The following is a 17704-nucleotide window of genomic DNA, read 5'->3' as shown; positions in this document are numbered from 1 at the left end:
AATGGCTATGACAGTCCATTGCGACATCGTAAGCGCCGAAGAAGCCCTGTTTTCCGGTCTGGTAGAGCTGGTGGTTGCCACCGGCTCTGTGGGTGAACTGGGTATTAACTTCGGTCACGCGCCGCTGCTCACCGACCTCAAGCCGGGGCCGGTTCGCATCGTCAAACAGAATGGCGACGAAGAATTGTACTACCTGTCCGGTGGCTATCTGGAAGTGCAGCCCAACTGCATTACCGTGATGGCGGATGTGGCCAACCGCGCCGACAGCCTGGACGAAGCCAAAGTTCTGGAAGCCAAGGAAAAAGCTGAACAGGCCCTGGCCAACCAGAGTGGCGAATTCGACTACTCCCGCGCCGCCGCGCAGCTGGCGGAAGCGGTAGCGCAATTGCGAACCATTGAGCAACTGCGCAAGAAGCTCGGTAAGTAAGTTTGTAGTTGTGTTATAAAAAGGCGGCTTAGGCCGCCTTTTTGTTTGGTCGGACGTCTGACGTGCGACCCTAAAATTCAGGACGAAACATGATCGACATCGTTATCCTCGCCGCCGGTAAAGGCACTCGCATGAAATCGGCGCTGCCCAAGGTATTGCACACACTGGCAGGGCGCTCATTGCTGCAGCATGTGGTGGATACCTCCCGACAGCTGGTCAATGCCAAAATCACCGTTGTTACCGGCCACGGTTCCGAACAGGTTCGCCAGTCGGTTGATGGCGTCAACTGGGCGGAACAGAGCGAACAACTGGGTACCGCCCATGCGGTGCAACAGGCTGTGCCCCACCTGGCGGACGACAGTATCACACTGATTCTGTACGGCGATGTGCCATTGCTGCAACTGTCGACTCTGGAAAAAATGGCCGCGCTGGTCAGCGAAAAAACCATGGCCCTGCTCACGGTAGAGCTGACAGACGCCACCGGCTATGGCCGCATTGTCCGTGACGCCGATGGCCATGTAACCGCTATTGTCGAACACAAAGACGCCAGCCAAGCTCAGCGGCAAATCAACGAAATCAACACCGGGGTGATGGCCCTCAACAGCGCCGACCTGAAGCGCTGGCTGCCGCAAATTGGCAACAAAAACGCCCAGGGCGAGTACTATCTGACCGACCTGATTGAAATTGCCCGCAACGATGGCTACCAAATCAATCCGTTGCAGCCAGACAGCGAGCAGGAAGTACAGGGCATCAATGACCGGGTGCAGTTGGCAGAGCTGGAACGCCACTTTCAACGCACCCAGGCAGAGAGCGCCATGCGCGCCGGAGCGACTCTGGCGGACCCGGCGCGCTTTGATGTGCGTGGCGAATTGACCCTGGGCAATGATATTTTTATCGATGTGAACTGCGTATTCGAAGGGTCGGTCACTCTGGGTAACAAGGTTACCATTGGCCCCAACTGTGTTATCAGCGATGCCACAATTGCCGACGGCACAGACATCAAAGCCAACTCAGTGATTGAAGATGCTCAAGTGGGCTGCTGCGCCGCCATTGGCCCCTTCGCCCGCTTGCGCCCCGGCACGGTGTTGGCTGAAAACACCAAAGTGGGCAATTTTGTGGAAACCAAAAAAGCCACCGTGGGCAAAGGCAGTAAAATTAACCACCTCAGCTACGTTGGCGATGCGGTGTTGGGAGAAGATGTGAATGTGGGCGCGGGTACGATTACCTGCAACTACGACAGTGCCAATAAGCACCTGACTGAAATCGAAGATGGTGCTTTTATCGGCTCCAACAGCGCACTGGTGTCACCGGTAAAAGTCGGCTCGGGCGCAACCGTGGGTGCTGGCTCTGTTATCACCAGCGAAGTACCCGCTGAACAGCTGGCGGTGGCCCGTGGTAGGCAGAGAAATATCGACGGCTGGAAGCGGCCTGTTAAAAAGAAATAAGACTTCCCGTCATTGCGAGGCCGAAGGCCGTGGCAACCTCAATAGTGTGGCAGTAACTTGCCGGAGATTGCTTCGCTGTGCTCGCAATGACGGGTACAAAAGGAAAATATTATGTGCGGAATCGTCGGCGCGGTGGCTCACCGCAATGTCACCAATATTCTGGTAGAGGGCCTCAAGCGCCTGGAATACCGTGGCTATGACTCCGCTGGTGTGGCGCTGGTGGATAGCGAGGGCGCTATTCAACTGCGCAAAAATGCCGGCAAGGTGGCGGAACTGGAAGCAAATCTGGCCGCCAACCCAGCCAGGGGCTTGCAGGGCGTAGCCCACACCCGCTGGGCCACCCACGGTGTGCCCAACGACATCAATTCCCACCCGCACTGCTCCGGCCATATCGCCCTGGTGCACAACGGTATTATCGAAAACCACGACGAACTGCGAGCCGAATTATCAGCCGCCGGTTACCAGTTTGTCTCCGATACCGACACCGAAGTGGTGGCCCACCTGGTGCACAGCTACAGCGAGCGTGGCAGCGACCTGAGCACTGCCTTGCAGCAGGCCATTAGCCGCCTTGAGGGTGCTTATGCCCTGGGTGTTGTCAGTGCTCGCGAACCCGGAAAACTGGTGGGTGCCCGCAAAGGCAGCCCACTGGTGCTGGGCATTGGTATTGACGAAAACTTTATCGCCTCTGACCAGATGGCTCTGCGCCAGGTTACCGACCGCTTTATCTTTCTCAATGAGGGTGACCGGGTAGAGATCACTACCGACTACTACCGTATTGTCGATGAAGGCGGCAACCCCACCCACCACGAAGTGGTACAGCTCTCCGGCGACGATAGCAGCGCCGACAAAGGCGGCTATCGCCACTACATGCTGAAAGAAATCTTCGAACAGCCGAAGGTGCTGGGCGATACCCTGCAGGGGCGCATCAGCGACAAGCATGTTTTGCCCCAGGCCTTTGGTCAAAAAGCCAGCGACCTGTTTGAGCAAGTGCAAAATGTGCATATCGTCGCCTGTGGTACCAGCTACCATGCTGGCATGGTGGCGCGCTACTGGCTGGAAGAGTGGGCGGGTATTCCCTGTCAGGTAGAAGTGGCCAGCGAATACCGTTACCGCAAAGTTGTGGTGCCAAAAAATACCCTGTTTGTCACCATCTCCCAGTCCGGCGAAACCGCCGATACTCTGGCAGCGCTGCAAAGCGCCAAACAAGCGGGCTATTTGGGCACCCTGACTATTTGCAATGTGCCCAGCAGCTCACTGGTTCGGGAGAGTGACCTTGCGCTGATGACCATGGCCGGTGCTGAAATTGGTGTTGCATCCACCAAGGCGTTCACCACGCAGCTGGTGGCGCTGCAATTGTTCAGTGTTGGTATTGGCCGCTACCACGGGCTGAGTGAACAGCGGGAACAGGAATTGGTGGCCGCGCTGCACCAATTGCCGCAGCTGTGCGAGCAAGTGTTGCAACTGGACAAGCAAATCGAGCAAACCTTCGAGTGCTTTAACGACAAGCACCACGCCCTTTTCCTGGGGCGCGGTGTGCAGTTCCCGGTGGCCCTTGAGGGGGCATTAAAACTCAAGGAAATTTCCTATATTCATGCCGAGGCCTACCCCTCCGGTGAGCTCAAGCACGGCCCGCTGGCTCTGGTAGACGACGATATGCCGGTGGTGGCGGTGGCCCCCAATAATGAGTTGCTGGAAAAACTCAAATCCAATCTTCACGAAGTTCAGGCCCGCGGTGGTAAGCTGTTTGTGTTTGCCGACAAAGACTCCGGCTTTACCAGTCAGGAAGGTGTCACTGTCATCGACCTGCCCCACGTACCGGAAAGCCTGGAGGCCATTATCTACACCCTGCCCCTGCAGCTGCTTTCTTATCATGTGGCACTGGTAAAAGGCACGGATGTGGATCAGCCAAGGAATTTGGCGAAGTCGGTGACGGTGGAATAGCCCACCTGGAAGTGCGGTAGCAACGAGCCTGTCATTCTGAACGCGGCGAAGTCAAATTGGCAGGAAAGCCAATTTGGGCGTCGAAGACGGCTCACAGAGCCGAGCACCACGGATGGTGCGAGTCAATCTCGTCTTCGACCTTCGCTACGCTCAGGATGACATCAACTTTATTTAAACAACCCGGTGCTCTTTTCCGACAGGTGTTTAACAATCGCCTCAAAACCGTAAAGGCTGTTCTGCGAAAATGCCGGCGTAATGGCGTTGGGTTGGCTGGATACCTTGATGATCACCACCTCGGCATCCGGGGCAATGTAAATGTGCTGGCCGTGGATGCCGATGGCGTAATAGGCTTTGCTGTCGAAGTCCGTCACCCACCATTGGTTGCGGTATGAGCCTTTTGGCATCAGGTAGCTAATGCCACTGCCTTCACCCCGTTTCCACAGGTTGCGGCTGCCGTTGGTGCGAATGTCCTTGATGACGTTTTCGTCAAAGAACTGGTGACCGTTGTAGTTGCCTTCCTGAAGCATCATCTGGCCAAAACGACCCAGGTCTCGCAGGCACACATTGAGGCCGCCGGAAGCGGCGGACAAACCCCAACTGTCCACTAACATATGGCAATTTTCGTCGGCCCCCAGGTGTGACCAGATCAGGTCGCTGAACAATTGCGGCAGCCGTTCCCCGGTGGCTCGCTCCATAATCCAGCCCAGTACATCGGTGTTGCAGGAAATATAACCAAAGCGCTCGCCGTGTTTACGGCCCGGTTCTTTGCGCAGGGATTGCAGGAACAGCGCCTGGGATTCCGGCAAACCTTCCAGTTGGCCGGTGCGCGGGCGCCAGCCCGCGGATGCTTCGTGCATGGTCAGTTCGCTGACCACGCCGTAATTCTCCTGGTAGAGAATACTGGTGGTCATATCCAGCACCTGACGCACAGTGGCATCGCCGTAGCCGGAGTGGGCCAGCTCCGGCACATAATCCTCTACCAGTTTGTCCGGGTTAAGGCGCTTCTGCTCCATCAAAATACAGGCCAGGGTGCCCACAAATGACTTGGTGACTGACTGCAGCAAATGTTTGCTGTGGGGCTTGAGGCCGTTGAAATACTGCTCGTTTACCAGCTTGCCCTGGTGCAGTACCAGGAATCCGTCGGTATAGGTTTGTGCGAGCATTTGCTCGACGGTGATGTTATCCCCATCGTAGGTGGTGAACTCGATCTGGTTGAGTTCGGTGAGGGCTTCCTTGAATGCGGTAGGTTTGCCGTTGCCGCGGTAAATCTCGGCGCTGGGGACTATCTGGCAGGCGTTCTGAAAGCTCCAGCGAACCGGCGCACCTTCGGTCCAGTTTGCCAAGTGGACACGGTTGCCGGGCTCCACATCCGAGGTTTGCAAAAACCCCATTTCTTCAGCGGTAGGGTGCCATACCACATCGTTTTGATGTTCTTTGGCAGCGTGCTCATTGGTGGTGGTGCGTGGTTCTGAAGAATGGTCGGACATGGGGGAACAACTAACCTGACAGCGGACAAGACAGGGGACTATATACGCAGTTTTCAACCCCTGCAAGGCGTGATATCAACGTTAGCGAAACGGCAGCTGAAGCTTTCTGGCGGTTGACGAAGGGCTCGTTTGGCCGCACTCTGTGGTAGGCCCACAGTTTGTCAGCAACGCAAGAAAGACAATAAACCAAAGGCGCACAATGTCCCCAACTCTTTCTGCCAATAACCGCCGGGCGGTTCTCAGTGAGCAAATTACCTTGCTCTATCGCAGTTCGGTCGGCTCGGTGGTGTCATCTCTGGGGTTGACGGTGTTTACGGTCGTGGCTCTGTGGGGTGTGGCACCTGACCAGGGTCTGGTGCGCTGGGCACTGGCCCACGTTTTGCTGGCTGCCATACGTCTGTTGTGGGTGCGCTACTACCTGAAAGGGTCGCACAGGGCCAGTCAGAAGGTCTGGATACAGGGCTTTTTGCTGCTGGTATTTAGCAATGGTGCGCTGTGGGGGGCATTGCTGTCCATGTACAGCGTCGATTGGTCTCTGCCCTATCAGTTTATTACCTGGATCATTTACCCCGGTGTTATTGCCGGCGCGGTGATTACTCTTTCTGCCTACTTTCCCGCTTTTATTGCCTTTGCAGCGCCATTGGTGATCAGTTGCGCCTGGGCGCTGCTCAGCATGGATGGCAATGAGTACGGAATGCTGCTGATGATCATGGTGATATTTTTTGTCTGTGTGCTGCTGTCTGCCCACAAATACAACGCCACTCTGGTAGAAGCCATTGAAGTCAAAATGCATCTGCAGGACGCCAACCGCAAGTTGGCGCAAATGGCGACTCGGGATGCGCTTACCGGGGTGCCCAACCGACGCGCCTTCGAATACCAGTTACAGCGCGAGTGGGGTCGCAGCCATCGCCGCCGGGAATCGCTGGCATTGCTGATGGTGGATGTGGATCACTTCAAGGGGTTCAATGACCGCTTTGGTCATACCGCTGGCGACCACTGCCTGAAGCAGGTGGCTGCGGTGATTTCCGGGCAGCTGCAGCGCCCTACAGATCTTGCCACCCGCTTTGGGGGTGAGGAATTTGCACTGTTGTTGCCGGATACGGACCGCGAAGGGGCAAAAACAGTGGCGGAAAATATTTTGCACGCGGTTCGGGAGCTGCACATTGTGGGGCTGGAGCAGCAAGAGCAAAACATGGTGACGGTAAGCATTGGTGTTGGCTGTTGCACGCCACAGGACAACCAGGCGCCGGAGTTGCTGCTGGAAGAAGCAGACCGGGCACTGTATCGCGCCAAGGATGCAGGCCGGGATTGCGCTGTATAACGGGAACGGGCTACAAACAGCGGATAAAAAAACGGCGCTGTAAATACAGCGCCGCAATGCTCTGGTTGGAACAGGTCAAGAGGGGGGAGAATCCCTGTCCAACCGCCTACTGCAAAAAATTGAATTGCCAATCATTAGTTTAGTCCCTTACCTGTTGGAAAAAGTTCCCTCATAACCACATTTGTTGTGAAAAAGTTCTCAGGAATGAAAAACAGGGCAAAAAAAAGCCCTGGCCGAAGAAGGTTAGCCAGGGCTTGCGTTGCTGTGCTTGGGGGAAACAAGCGTTGCGTTTGCCAATATTCACATCTAGAGGGGGATGTAGCGTAAATACGAGGTACGTTACGCAATGTTAGAGAGGCCCCCGCTGGAAAAGTTCATCATCTCCATTATTTCTACATTATTGACTGAAACAGATTTTAACTGGTTGATATTTAACACTTTAGTGCGCTTCTTCCCAGTTGTTACCCTGGCCAATATCCACCACCAATGGCACCGACAGTGCGGCGGCGGCGGACATTTTTTGCTGTAGCCCGGCCTGTACCCTGGCCAGCTCCCCCTGTGGCACCTCCATCACCAGCTCATCGTGTACCTGCATAATCACTTTTGATGCCAGCCCTTCGTCGCTCAGCCACTGGTCTACGGCAATCATGGCGCGCTTGATAATGTCTGCCGCAGTGCCCTGCATGGGGGCGTTAATGGCGGTGCGCTCTGCGGCCTGGCGGCGCATGCCGTTGCTGGAATTGATTTCCGGTACATGCAGGCGGCGGCCAAACAGGGTTTCCACATAGCCCTTGTCGCTGGCGGCGGCGCGAGTTTCATCCATATAGCGCTGCACACCGGGGTAGCGGGCAAAGTACAGGTCGATGTATTCCTGGGCCTGGTTGCGGCCTATGTGCAGCTGGCGGCCCAGGCCAAAGGCAGACATGCCGTAAATCAGCCCGAAGTTGATGGCCTTGGCGCTGCGCCGCTGTTCGCCACTGACCTGATCCAAATCGACCCCAAACACCTCGGCGGCGGTGGCCCGGTGTACATCCAGGCCATCACCAAAGGCGGTCAACAAGCCTTTATCGCCGGACAGGTGGGCCATAATGCGCAGCTCAATCTGCGAGTAATCCGCTGCCACAATCACGCTGCCCCTGGGAGCCACAAACGCCTGGCGAATGCGCCTGCCCTCCTCCGTGCGCACCGGGATGTTTTGCAGGTTGGGGTCGCTGGACGACAGCCGTCCGGTGGCGGTAACCGCCTGATGGTAGGAGGTGTGAATACGGCCTGTGGCCGGGTTTACCAGGGTGGGCAGTTTGTCGGTGTAGGTGGATTTCAGCTTGCTGAGGCTGCGGTGTTCCAGCAACAGCTTGGGCAGTGGGTAATCCAAAGCCAGCTCCTGTAGCACCTCCTCTTTGGTTGAGGGCGCGCCTTTGGCGGTTTTTTTCAGTACCGGGATGCCGAGTTTTTCAAACAGAATGGTGCCCAGCTGTTTGGGTGACGCCAGGTTGAATTCCTCCCCCGCCAGTTCGTAGGCCTGCTCCTGCAATTGGCCGATGCGCTGCCCTAATTGCTGACTCTGTGCGGTGAGCAAGCCGGCGTCCAGCAGGGCGCCGTTGCGCTCGATGCGTGACAGCACCGGCACCAATGGCAGTTCGATGTCCTCAAGCACGGCTTTTAATGGCGCGTCCTGTTCCAGCGCAGGCCACAGCTGTTGATGCAGGCGCAGGGTAATATCGGCGTCTTCGGCGGCGTAGGGGCCCGCTTCCTCCAGGGGAATCTGGTTAAAGGTCAGCTGCCCTGCCCCCTTGCCGGCGATTTCCTCAAATTTGATGCACTTGTGGCCCAGATAGCGCTCTGCCAGGCTGTCCATATCGTGACGGCCAGCGGTGGAGTCCGCCACGTAGGATTCCAGCATGGTGTCGTAGGCGATGCCGCGCATCTCAACCCCGTGGCGGGCCAGAACACTCATATCGTATTTGAGGTTTTGGCCCAGTTTGCCGAGGTTTGGGTCTTCCAGCAGCGGCTTTAATTTGGCGAGCACCCAATCCCGGGACAATTGGCCGGGGGCGCCCAGGTAGTCGTGGCCGAAGGGCACATAAGCGGCCTCACCCGCATCCACAGCAAACGACACGCCCACCAAGTCCGCCTGCATATAGTCCAGGCTGGTGGTTTCGGTATCAAAGGCAAACAGGCCGGCTTTTTGAAGCCGCTCAAGCCAGCTGTCCAGCTCATCTTCGCTGAAAACAGTTGTGTAGTTTGTGTCTATTTTTGTTGGCTGTGTTGATAGTGAGTGATTACTTTCCCCCTCCTCCATTTCTGTGATCCAGGTTTTGAATTCCAGCTCAGTGAATAGGGCCAACAACTGCTCGCGATCCTCAGGTTCCATGGCCAAATCCTGTGGCCCCTGCTCCAGCTCCACGTCCAGCTTGATGGTGGCCAGGTCGTAGGACAGCAAGGCCAGCTCGCGGTTGTCCGCCAGCTTTTTGTGCATGGTTTTGGCACCGCGAAAGTCCAGCTCGCAGACTTTATCCAGATTGGCATAAATGCTGTCCAGACCACCCAGCCCTTGTAGCAAAGCCAGCGCGGTTTTCTCCCCCACACCGGGCACGCCGGGAATGTTATCCACCTTGTCGCCCATCAATGCCAGGAAGTCGATAATCAGCTCCGGAGGCAGGCCGAACTTATCCTTGACGCCGTCAATATCCATTACCGTTTCAGTCATGGTGTTGACCAAAGTGACGTGCTGGTTCACCAGCTGCGCCATATCCTTGTCGCCGGTGGAAACAACCACATCAATGCCCTGCTCTGTGGCCTGATGCGCCAGAGTGCCGATCACATCGTCGGCCTCTACCCCCTCCACCACCAACAACGGCATGCCCATGGCTTTGATGATGTTGTGAATGGGCTCCACCTGCGGGCGCAGGTCGTCGGGCATGGGCGGGCGCTGGGCCTTGTATTCCGGGTACATGTCATCGCGAAAGGTTTTGCCCTTGGCGTCGAACACCACGGTAATGCAGCTTTGCGGGTAGTCTTTCACCAGGCGGCGCAACATGGCCGTCACCCCACGCACCGCGCCCACCGGCGCACCGGCCGAAGTGCGCAAATCCGCCTTGTACATGGCGTGGAAAGCGCGGTAAAGGTAAGAGGAACCGTCGACGAGGACGAGGGGTGCGGCAGAGGCAGACATGGAGTTGGCCTTAAATCGAAGTAAAGTCGGGCAAGCTTAGACGATTTTGCCCCGTGCCGCTAAATAGAGAATCAAGTAGAAGGGGGGGTGTTTAACTCGAACCTCTTGGTACTACACATACCATCAACAAGTGTCAACGCAAAGTAGAAATGTCCCCTGTTGTCAGCCAGAGCTGGCGGGTTGTTAGATTGCATCCAAAATTGACCCACTAACCCCCCATATTTGCATCGAATTTTGACCCACGTATAACCCCTTCCTGACTTCACCCGAAGCAGGAGTAACCAGGAGTGATAAACGTGGCGTTAATCAGTGTTATTCGACGCTGGCATATCCGAGAAGGAATGCCGATCAGAGAGATCAGCCGCCGTACCGGCTTGTCCCGCAACACGGTTCGCAAGTACCTAGCCAATGGTACCATTGAACCGTCCTACCCCAAACGCAAATCCCCGTCCAAGCTAGACGATTACGAGCAAACCCTGACCAACTGGCTGTTCCGTGAAGCCCGGCGGCACCGCAAGCAACGTCGCTGTATCAAGCAATTGCACAGTGATCTGGTGCAGCTGGGTTACACCGGCTCCTACGACAGGGTAGCCGCCTTTGCTCGCCAATGGCGACAAGAGCAACAAGACGCCAAACGAACAGCAAGCAAGGCGTTTGTACCGTTGAGCTTTGCGCCGGGAGAAAAATTCAGAAGCGCTGGCTGCGAGTGCGCCAACACCCGCAACCAGCTAACCACCACCGACTAGTAAGGAGTCAACAATGGCTGGAAGCAATAGTAATTCCACTACGGATAAAATTCATCTATCACGGGCGCAGTTGGTTCAGCTCAATGATGAGTTTTACCAGGTCTTTGCCCTTAACGGATTTTTGTACGATGCCATCGAGGGCATCATGGCGGAGATGGTCAGCCGGCTTGAGTTGCCGCCGCACAGCCTGGTTGGGCTGGGACAGGTGCTTTCGATTATCAAACAGCGGCAGCAACGGCTCAGGGAGCGACTGATTCAGATGGGCGGGTAATCCCCTGCCAGCAACAAACCAAAAATAACACCCCGGCAGATCACTGGCGGGGTGTTGGGTGGGATTTTCTCAGTGATAAAAACAATAAAAACAAGGCAGCGGATATATTAAAGGGCTCTGACCCCTTTAATGGACCCCTTTAATGACCCCTTTAATGCGGGTAGAACTGCAACGGCAGCGATTATTGGAGGTACATCTTCAGCGGCAGCTGGCGGTAAATTTGCAAACGGAGCTGTTACTGCCGCATTCTCCTGGGTGGTTAATGCTGAGTCAAATATTTCTAATAACAATAGAAATTACTATGATGAAGATGAGATAGGCCGCAGAAATAGTGAACGTAATCGATACAGAGGCAGTTCTCCAACAGGGCTTTATGCGAGAGCGGCTACAACTGAAGGAGGTAGCCCAGGTTATATTGATGAATCAGGTGAGTGGGTTGATACAAAGCATAAGGTGACCGACTATTATGTTGCCAGATATCCAAATTTTAAAAATGCTGTTCTGGTCAGAAATGTAGAATCTCCTAATGCGTCAGTAGTAGATCCTAGTGGCGGACACAGCTCCCGAGGGGTCTATGGGCAGGTAGATGTTAAAACGCCCTATGGAGCTGAACCAGAATTTAGGATTATACGACTAGATAAGATTGATCATGCTCCTCTATATAGAGAATATTTGAGGCAAAAGTAAAATGAATATTTGTAGAGATTTAAGCATCAGATTTTTTTTCGTAATGCTGCTGGCATCTCCTGTATCGTCAGCGGAATGCTCTTGTGCCGAATGGCTTTTGGATTATGGTATCGAGTTTAAGTATGCTCCATTAGACAAGAGAGGTGGAGAAAACTTTGAGCTTCAGATTGTTTTTGATAGTGAGAGAGTTTGGGTTGATGACATATTTTCCTCGATGTTTGTGAAGATTAAGAAAAAAGATTCAATTTATTTAAAAGTGCCTATTTTTATTGATGGTCATGACAAAACTAGGGTGGTAGATGGCAAATACACGTATTTTGTATTTGCCAATAAAGAGGGTCTTTCGAACATTAGCTTGGAACTTAAATATTTTATGAGGCCTACTCTTAAAGATAATTATCTACATGTTTTTATTGCTGGGTTCGAGGATATTCAAAATATTGAATGTAACAAAAAATGATCACAACAATAGGGAGCGCAATCAATAATAGGAGACGTAGCGCGGATTCCCGGATCTACAACGGAAAAACAACACTAAGCCAGAGCATATCGAGAACTCTTTACTGGATACAATTCCAGAATATTCCAGAAAAATGGGGTCAGAAAAATGGGGTCAGGTCTTGCCTTTTGCCTTTGCAAGGCTTAGCCTCACTTTAGTGGTAGATGAACGAAAAGGACGATAGATGGCCAGACCTTTGCGATTGGAATTTGCCGGTGCGCTTTATCACGTTACCTCACGCGGTGATCGACGTGAGGATATTTACGAGTCAAATGAAGACAGGGCTTTATTTCTAGAAATACTGGGTGACGTTTGCAGTCAATATAACTGGGTTTGTCACGCCTACTGTCTGATGTCAAACCATTACCATTTATTGATAGAGACCCCTGATGCCAACTTGTCCGGGGGAATGCGCCAACTTAATGGCGTATACACGCAAGGTTTCAATCGCAATCATGGGCGAACAGGGCACGTCTACCAGGGGCGCTATAAAGCCATATTGGTAGATAAAAACAGCTATTTATTGGAAGTCGCCCGTTATATCGTTTTGAACCCAGTGCGAGCGGGCATGGTACGTTCGGCGAAAGAATGGCCCTGGAGTAGTTATCGTGCTACCGCTGGACAGGCCAATGCACCGAACTGGTTGCAAGTGAATTGGTTATTGGCGGCTTTTGGCAATAAAAAGGCTGTGGGCATTGCGTCTTACAAAACCTTTGTACGTGAGGGTAAGGGGCAACCCCGACTTTGGGAACAAGTAAAGAACCAGGTTTTTCTGGGGGATGAAAAGTTTGTTGAAGATATGCAGCAACGGATTGATGAAAACGCAGAGCTATCTGAGATTCCATCCAGCCAGCGTCGAGCGGTGGCAAAACCTTTATCCTATTATGAATCACAGACTAATGACCGAAATGATGCCATTTGCAGGGCGTATGACAGTGGTGGTTATAGTATGAAGGAAGTAGGCGATCACTTTGGATTGCACTATTCTCGGATCAGCAGAATTGTGAAAAAGGCAAAAAGCAAGACCTGACCCCTTTGGCTGAATGTCTGTTAGATAACTAGCAGGATAATCTAGTTATTAGTTATCCTCTCCCCCAATTTTAGATTACCGTTTAGAACATATGGTGAATCAATCAAACAAAAATAATATCAACCCTATTATTGGTAAAATCAAAAAACAAAATCCAAAAAAAAGAAAGCCCCACTCTATACCAGAGGACTCTTCTAGTAACTTTTTTTGCTCCAATAGCTCTTGTACAAGCTCTTCATCAAAACAGTATCTAGAACCAGATGCAATTTTATCTCCTGCAATAATAAGTTCATCTTCACTCGAATAGGGATACCCATCTTCACCAACAGTAGTTGATAAAATCAGGCTTCGAGCCATATCCACATCAACACCAAGAGGGGATCTACTACATTTGCCACAATCTGAAAAAGGTTTGCTTTTTGAGGCTCCACAATAAATACAAATTGAACGCATAAATATACCACCAATGATTCAAAATTTACTCTTGACCAACTTCATATCCGATATAACCTGATGTAAACAAAGAGCCTGGTATACCGAATCTAATAGCAAGTTCGACCGCCTTAGCTCTTGCAGCTCTAGCTCCACCCCACCTTTGAGTCTCAAAATGGGGTCAGGTCTTGCCTTTTGCTCTTGCAAGGCTTACTCACTTTAGTGGTAGATGAACGAAAGGCAAAAAACAAGACCTGACCCCATTAACGCTGTCATGGTCAGTGACTCCAGCGGGGTGGTCAGGGCTTTTCGGTTGAGGTGAGCAGAGCAAACCAGCGCCCTGCATCACTTTACCTGGTTCATGCATATGCATGCGCTACCCCCAACTGACCACGCCGCCGGAAGATACTGACCACCTAAACCGGAATTCCCTGACCACCCTGCTGGCACAAACTGACCACTTAGCAACAAAATGAGCAGGCACCAAAACTCGACACTTTGCTAGCTGGACCTTGACGAAATTACGTTTTAGGATTTTTCTTCGATGAATCTATAATTTCTTCAATATCTTTCCTTTCTTTTTCTTTGGCTTCTTTAAGAAGCCTTGAACCAATAGATACAAGGATGTATATAAAAAACCAAAAAGCTGCGGTTGGAAGTTTACTCCACGATAATTCACCAAATAATTTTAGAATTACTACAGAGGCAGCAAGGAACACAATTCCTTCCAAAGCTCCAAACACTACAGAGTGGTAATTATCTGAGAAGAATGAACCATATCTTTTCTTAAGAAAAGCACAAATAAGTATAGATAAAATTAAAGCAACCACAAACATGATCATTTAAAATTTTCTCAAGGAAGAGCTGAACCAATTCCATTGCTTATCCAAAATTCATTGTGATCTGCCGTCCTTCTTGCAGCCCGACTACCACCCGCCAACTTAACAAATTAAGGTTAAAGGGGTCGAAGCCCTTTAATTCGCTTTAATCCGCCATTTCACTGGTTTCCCATCATCCCCACGCTACGATCTCGATGTATCCCCGCCTTCGCAGGGGCGACAAGCTCAAGCAAGTACTATTTGGGTCAGAGCTCTTTATAGATCGCCACCAGTAACGTACAGACTTGTTTGATTCATTTCGAGGAAAGCCTCAACCCTCCTCGTGATCAAGTGCTTACAGCGAGGCATTCCTGGAATGCCTCGACAAAACCATCCAAAAATACCCGATAATTCAGTTCACCGGGCTTGGCCGCCACCTGATGACCCAGTGGATCCAGTTCGGTCTGTTTGACGCCGGTTCTGGCGCTAAAGGTGTTGGCGGCCTTGGCGTCAAACTGTGGGTCGGTGAGCAGGCAGGCTGTGCCCTCGCCTTTTTTATTGAGCAAGGCGCTCATGGTTTTGGCACCGGCTTTGGTGCCGGAAATACTGCGCAGGGAGCCCAGCTGTGAGAGTCCATAGCGGCTGATAAAGTGGCCGTAGGCGTCGTGTTGCACCACAAAGTGGTCATTGGGGAGTTGCGCCAAGCGCTCTTGAGCCTGTTTATCAAATGCTTGTATTTGCTGCCTAAAGCGCTCGGCAGCCTGTTGGTAGTGAGCGCGGTTGGCCGGGTCCAGTTTTCCCAGTCGGGTGGCCAGTTCGCTGGCGATAATGATGACGTTGTCGGGGTTTAGCCAGATATGCGGGTCACCGCCGGAGTGGTTGTGGTGGTGATGGCCTGTGGTGGTGGGCCAGGTGATGCCCCGCAATTGGTCGGCGGCAATGCTTGCCTGCCCGTCGGTGGCTATTTTGCCCACAAAACCATCCATGGTTTCTCCAATCCACAGCAGTACGTCCGCCTGTTGTATGGTGCGGCGGTCAGAAACTTTCATGGCGTAGCCGTGGGAGGAGCTGCCAGCCGGAATCAACTGGGAGATAACCACCCGGTCACCGGCGATATCTTCGGCGATCATGGTGAGTGGTTTTATGGTCGTTACCACACGCAACGGCGGTGTATTAGCTGCCAGAGCAGAGTAACTGGCGATGACAAGCAGGGTGGCAATCAGCAGGCGCACCATAAAAGCCCTTTTACATAAGTGGTGGAAGTTAGATAATAACATTGTGAACCCCAGCGATGGCTTGCGACGTTGGCCGCAAACAACCACCCTGACAGAAAAGGCGCGCATTTTACAGGTAACGTTATATGATAACAAATTCAAAACTTGCCTATCACGAACACGACCATCAGCGCTGTATCGATGCTGCCATGGCTCGCGCTGTGGCGCTTTGTGAGGAGAAAAAAGCCCGCCTGACACAAGCCCGCAAAGATGTGCTGACGCTGATCTGGCAAAACCATCAGCCATTGGGTGCCTACCGAATCATGGATTTACTCAGTGAAAAAAGTGGCAAGCGGATATTGCCGCCTACGGTTTATCGAGCGCTGGAATTTCTGTTGGAGCATGGCCTTATCCATCGCATCGCCTCACTCAATGCTTATATCGGCTGCCCATTCCCCGGCAGCCACCACAATGAGTTGTTCCTTATCTGCCGGCAGTGCGGGTCGGCGGCGGAATGCAGTGCCGAGCCCGTCAGCAAGGCCATTGCCAATGCCGCCAGACACGCCAACTTTCAGTTGGAGTCCCAATCTGTCGAGCTGATGGGGTTGTGCCCACAATGCCAGTAAAAGAAGCGGCCCCATTGGTGTCGTTGCAAGCCGCCAGTGTCAGTTTTGGCAAAAAAAACATCTTGGAAAATGTCGACTTATGCGTCGAAAAAGGGCGAATTGTCACACTTATTGGTCCAAACGGGGCGGGTAAAACCACGCTGGTGAAAGTTCTTCTGGGGTTGCTTGACGTTACCTCAGGGCAGGTGCAGCGGGCGGCCAGACTGCGCGTGGGTTATATGCCCCAGAAACTTCATATCGACACCACCATGCCGCTGACGGTAAAGCGCTTTTTGCAGCTTTCCTCGGTGGATATGGCGCGCTGCCAGCAGGCGTTGCAACGGGTGGATGTGGGGCATTTGCTGGATAGCCCGGTGCAGAGTTTGTCCGGCGGTGAAACCCAGCGTGTACTATTGGCCAGAGCCCTGTTGAACAAGCCGGATTTACTGGTGCTGGACGAACCGGTGCAGGGTGTGGACCTGGCGGGACAGGAGCTGCTCTACCAACTGATTGGCCAGTTGCGGGATGAGTTGGGCTGCGGCGTGTTGATGGTGTCTCACGACCTGCACCTGGTGATGGCGGCCACTGACGAGGTGGTGTGCCTGAACAGGCATGTTTGCTGTCATGGCTCCCCGCAAAGTGTCACCGAGAACCCTGCGTATTTACAGCTGTTCGGCGAAAAAACCACCTTTTATAACCATGTTCACGACCACAGCCATGATCTGCATGGCGAGGTTTGCAGTAGCAAGCAGTCGCAAAAAGAGGTGAAAGATGCCTGAATTCCTGCTGTTGGCGCTACTGGCGGGGGTGTCGGTGGCGGTGGCCAGCGGCCCGCTGGGGGCATTTATCGTGTGGCGCAGAATGGCCTATTTTGGCGACACTCTTGCTCATTCGGCGCTGTTTGGTACCGCAATTGGTGTGGTATTGCAGATTGTGCCCACCATTGCAGTGATGGTGGTGTGCCTGATACTGGCGCTGTTGCTGGTGGCGCTGATGCGCCAGCGGCAACTGGCGGTAGACACCCTGCTGGGCATTATGGCTCACAGCAGCCTTGCCCTGGGCATGGTGTTTGTGGCCCTGTTCCCGCAGGTGCAAATAGATTTGGAAACCCTGTTGTTTGGCGATTTGCTGGCGGTTACCCGGGGGGATTTGTTGATGATCGCCTCGGTTGCGCTGGTGGTTGTCGCTGCCCTGTGGAAGCTGTGGCGGCCACTGCTGGCGATTACCATTCACGAAGACCTGGCGCGGGTAGAGGGTGTGCCTGCCACGGCGGTGCGTACCACATTGATGTTGTTGATTGCGCTGACCATCGCCATCGCCATGAAAGTAGTGGGCGCACTGTTGGTAACTGCCCTGCTGGTGATACCGGCCGCCACCGCTCGCCGTATGGCACACAGCCCGGAGCAAATGGCGGTTGGCGCAGTGATTTGTGGGGTTCTCGCCGTTATTGCTGGCCTGGTTATGTCCTGGTATCTGGATACCCCGGCCGGTCCTTCCATTGTTATCAGTGCCACGGCTCTATTCCTTTTAGGGCTGCTTTCTCCGGCCAGCTTTCGGTAGCAGTCATCTCATACTTAAAAGCTAATACCTTTGCAGGGGAGTACCCAGC

General features: G+C 53.2%; 16 protein-coding genes and 1 pseudogene. 12 read left to right on the top strand and 5 right to left on the bottom strand.

The features are described 5' to 3' along the window. Position 1 precedes the first annotated feature (1 nt). The 3 genes from ACVBEJ_RS07110 (at position 2) to glmS (ending at position 3813) form a co-directional block, all read left to right on the top strand. Entirely contained in the window at positions 2-427 is a 426-nt protein-coding gene (locus tag ACVBEJ_RS07110) for a F0F1 ATP synthase subunit epsilon (protein WP_447128921.1), read from the top strand. A gap of 89 nt (positions 428-516) precedes the next feature. Continuing rightward, positions 517-1872, top strand: coding sequence for a bifunctional UDP-N-acetylglucosamine diphosphorylase/glucosamine-1-phosphate N-acetyltransferase GlmU (gene glmU / locus ACVBEJ_RS07105; RefSeq protein ID WP_447128920.1), 1356 nt, complete (start codon positions 517-519; stop codon positions 1870-1872). A 111-nt stretch (positions 1873-1983) separates the two neighbouring features. Then, on the top strand, positions 1984-3813 hold the full coding sequence (glmS, locus tag ACVBEJ_RS07100) for a glutamine--fructose-6-phosphate transaminase (isomerizing) (protein ID WP_447128919.1): 1830 nt from the start codon (positions 1984-1986) through the stop codon (positions 3811-3813). A gap of 167 nt (positions 3814-3980) precedes the next feature. On the opposite strand, the gene ACVBEJ_RS07095 is transcribed toward glmS, so the two are convergent. Further along, positions 3981-5300, bottom strand: a complete 1320-nt coding sequence (locus ACVBEJ_RS07095) for a serine hydrolase domain-containing protein (protein ID WP_447128918.1) — start codon at positions 5298-5300, stop codon at positions 3981-3983. Between the two features lie 199 nt (positions 5301-5499). On the opposite strand from ACVBEJ_RS07095, the gene ACVBEJ_RS07090 reads away from it, so the two are divergent. Next, the gene (locus ACVBEJ_RS07090) at positions 5500-6621 is read left to right on the top strand and encodes a GGDEF domain-containing protein (RefSeq protein WP_447128917.1); all 1122 of its coding nucleotides are present in this window, start codon (positions 5500-5502) and stop codon (positions 6619-6621) included. A gap of 439 nt (positions 6622-7060) precedes the next feature. Here ACVBEJ_RS07090 and polA read toward each other — a convergent pair whose 3' ends face one another. Continuing rightward, positions 7061-9793, bottom strand: coding sequence for a DNA polymerase I (polA, locus tag ACVBEJ_RS07085; protein WP_447128916.1), 2733 nt, complete (start codon positions 9791-9793; stop codon positions 7061-7063). 296 nt (positions 9794-10089) lie between these two features. Here polA and ACVBEJ_RS07080 point away from each other — a divergent pair. From ACVBEJ_RS07080 to ACVBEJ_RS07060, 5 genes and pseudogenes are all read left to right on the top strand, one after another. Beyond that, a pseudogene (locus ACVBEJ_RS07080) lies at positions 10090-10485 on the top strand (IS21 family transposase); the annotation flags it as partial. Positions 10486-10552: 67 nt separating this feature from the next. Further along, entirely contained in the window at positions 10553-10810 is a 258-nt protein-coding gene (locus ACVBEJ_RS07075) for a hypothetical protein (RefSeq protein WP_447128915.1), read from the top strand. 129 nt (positions 10811-10939) lie between these two features. Then, on the top strand, positions 10940-11497 hold the full coding sequence (locus ACVBEJ_RS07070; protein WP_447128914.1) for a hypothetical protein: 558 nt from the start codon (positions 10940-10942) through the stop codon (positions 11495-11497). Between the two features lies 1 nt (position 11498). Continuing rightward, positions 11499-11957 carry a hypothetical protein gene (locus ACVBEJ_RS07065; RefSeq protein ID WP_447128913.1) on the top strand — a complete coding sequence of 153 codons (459 nt, stop codon included), beginning with the start codon at positions 11499-11501 and terminating at the stop codon, positions 11955-11957. Between the two features lie 223 nt (positions 11958-12180). Further along, a complete protein-coding gene (locus ACVBEJ_RS07060; RefSeq protein ID WP_447128912.1) occupies positions 12181-13026 on the top strand; it encodes an REP-associated tyrosine transposase in 846 nt (281 codons plus the stop codon). A gap of 99 nt (positions 13027-13125) precedes the next feature. Here ACVBEJ_RS07060 and ACVBEJ_RS07055 read toward each other — a convergent pair whose 3' ends face one another. The 3 genes from ACVBEJ_RS07055 to ACVBEJ_RS07045 form a co-directional block, all read right to left on the bottom strand. Further along, positions 13126-13479, bottom strand: a complete 354-nt coding sequence (locus ACVBEJ_RS07055) for a hypothetical protein (RefSeq protein ID WP_447128911.1) — start codon at positions 13477-13479, stop codon at positions 13126-13128. 500 nt (positions 13480-13979) lie between these two features. Then, on the bottom strand, positions 13980-14300 hold the full coding sequence (locus ACVBEJ_RS07050; RefSeq protein WP_447128910.1) for a hypothetical protein: 321 nt from the start codon (positions 14298-14300) through the stop codon (positions 13980-13982). 323 nt (positions 14301-14623) lie between these two features. Beyond that, positions 14624-15511 (bottom strand): metal ABC transporter solute-binding protein, Zn/Mn family, encoded by an 888-nt coding sequence (locus ACVBEJ_RS07045; protein WP_447128909.1) that lies wholly within the window; start codon positions 15509-15511, stop codon positions 14624-14626. Between the two features lie 125 nt (positions 15512-15636). On the opposite strand from ACVBEJ_RS07045, the gene ACVBEJ_RS07040 reads away from it, so the two are divergent. From ACVBEJ_RS07040 to znuB, 3 genes are read left to right on the top strand one after another with little or no spacing between them, the layout of a single operon-like run. After that, positions 15637-16116, top strand: a complete 480-nt coding sequence (locus tag ACVBEJ_RS07040) for a Fur family transcriptional regulator (RefSeq protein ID WP_447128908.1) — start codon at positions 15637-15639, stop codon at positions 16114-16116. Further along, the gene (znuC, locus tag ACVBEJ_RS07035) at positions 16107-16874 is read left to right on the top strand and encodes a zinc ABC transporter ATP-binding protein ZnuC (protein ID WP_447128907.1); all 768 of its coding nucleotides are present in this window, start codon (positions 16107-16109) and stop codon (positions 16872-16874) included. Before ACVBEJ_RS07040 ends, znuC begins: the two co-directional genes overlap by 10 nt. Next, positions 16867-17655 (top strand): zinc ABC transporter permease subunit ZnuB, encoded by a 789-nt coding sequence (gene znuB / locus ACVBEJ_RS07030; protein WP_447128906.1) that lies wholly within the window; start codon positions 16867-16869, stop codon positions 17653-17655. The genes znuC and znuB overlap by 8 nt, the downstream gene beginning before the upstream one ends. Positions 17656-17704: the final 49 nt, after the last annotated feature.

It is taken from the genome of Porticoccus sp. GXU_MW_L64 (assembly GCF_052983295.1).
The sequence above is the reverse complement of the archived record's forward strand: the minus strand, read 5'-3'. Positions and strand labels throughout refer to the sequence as shown.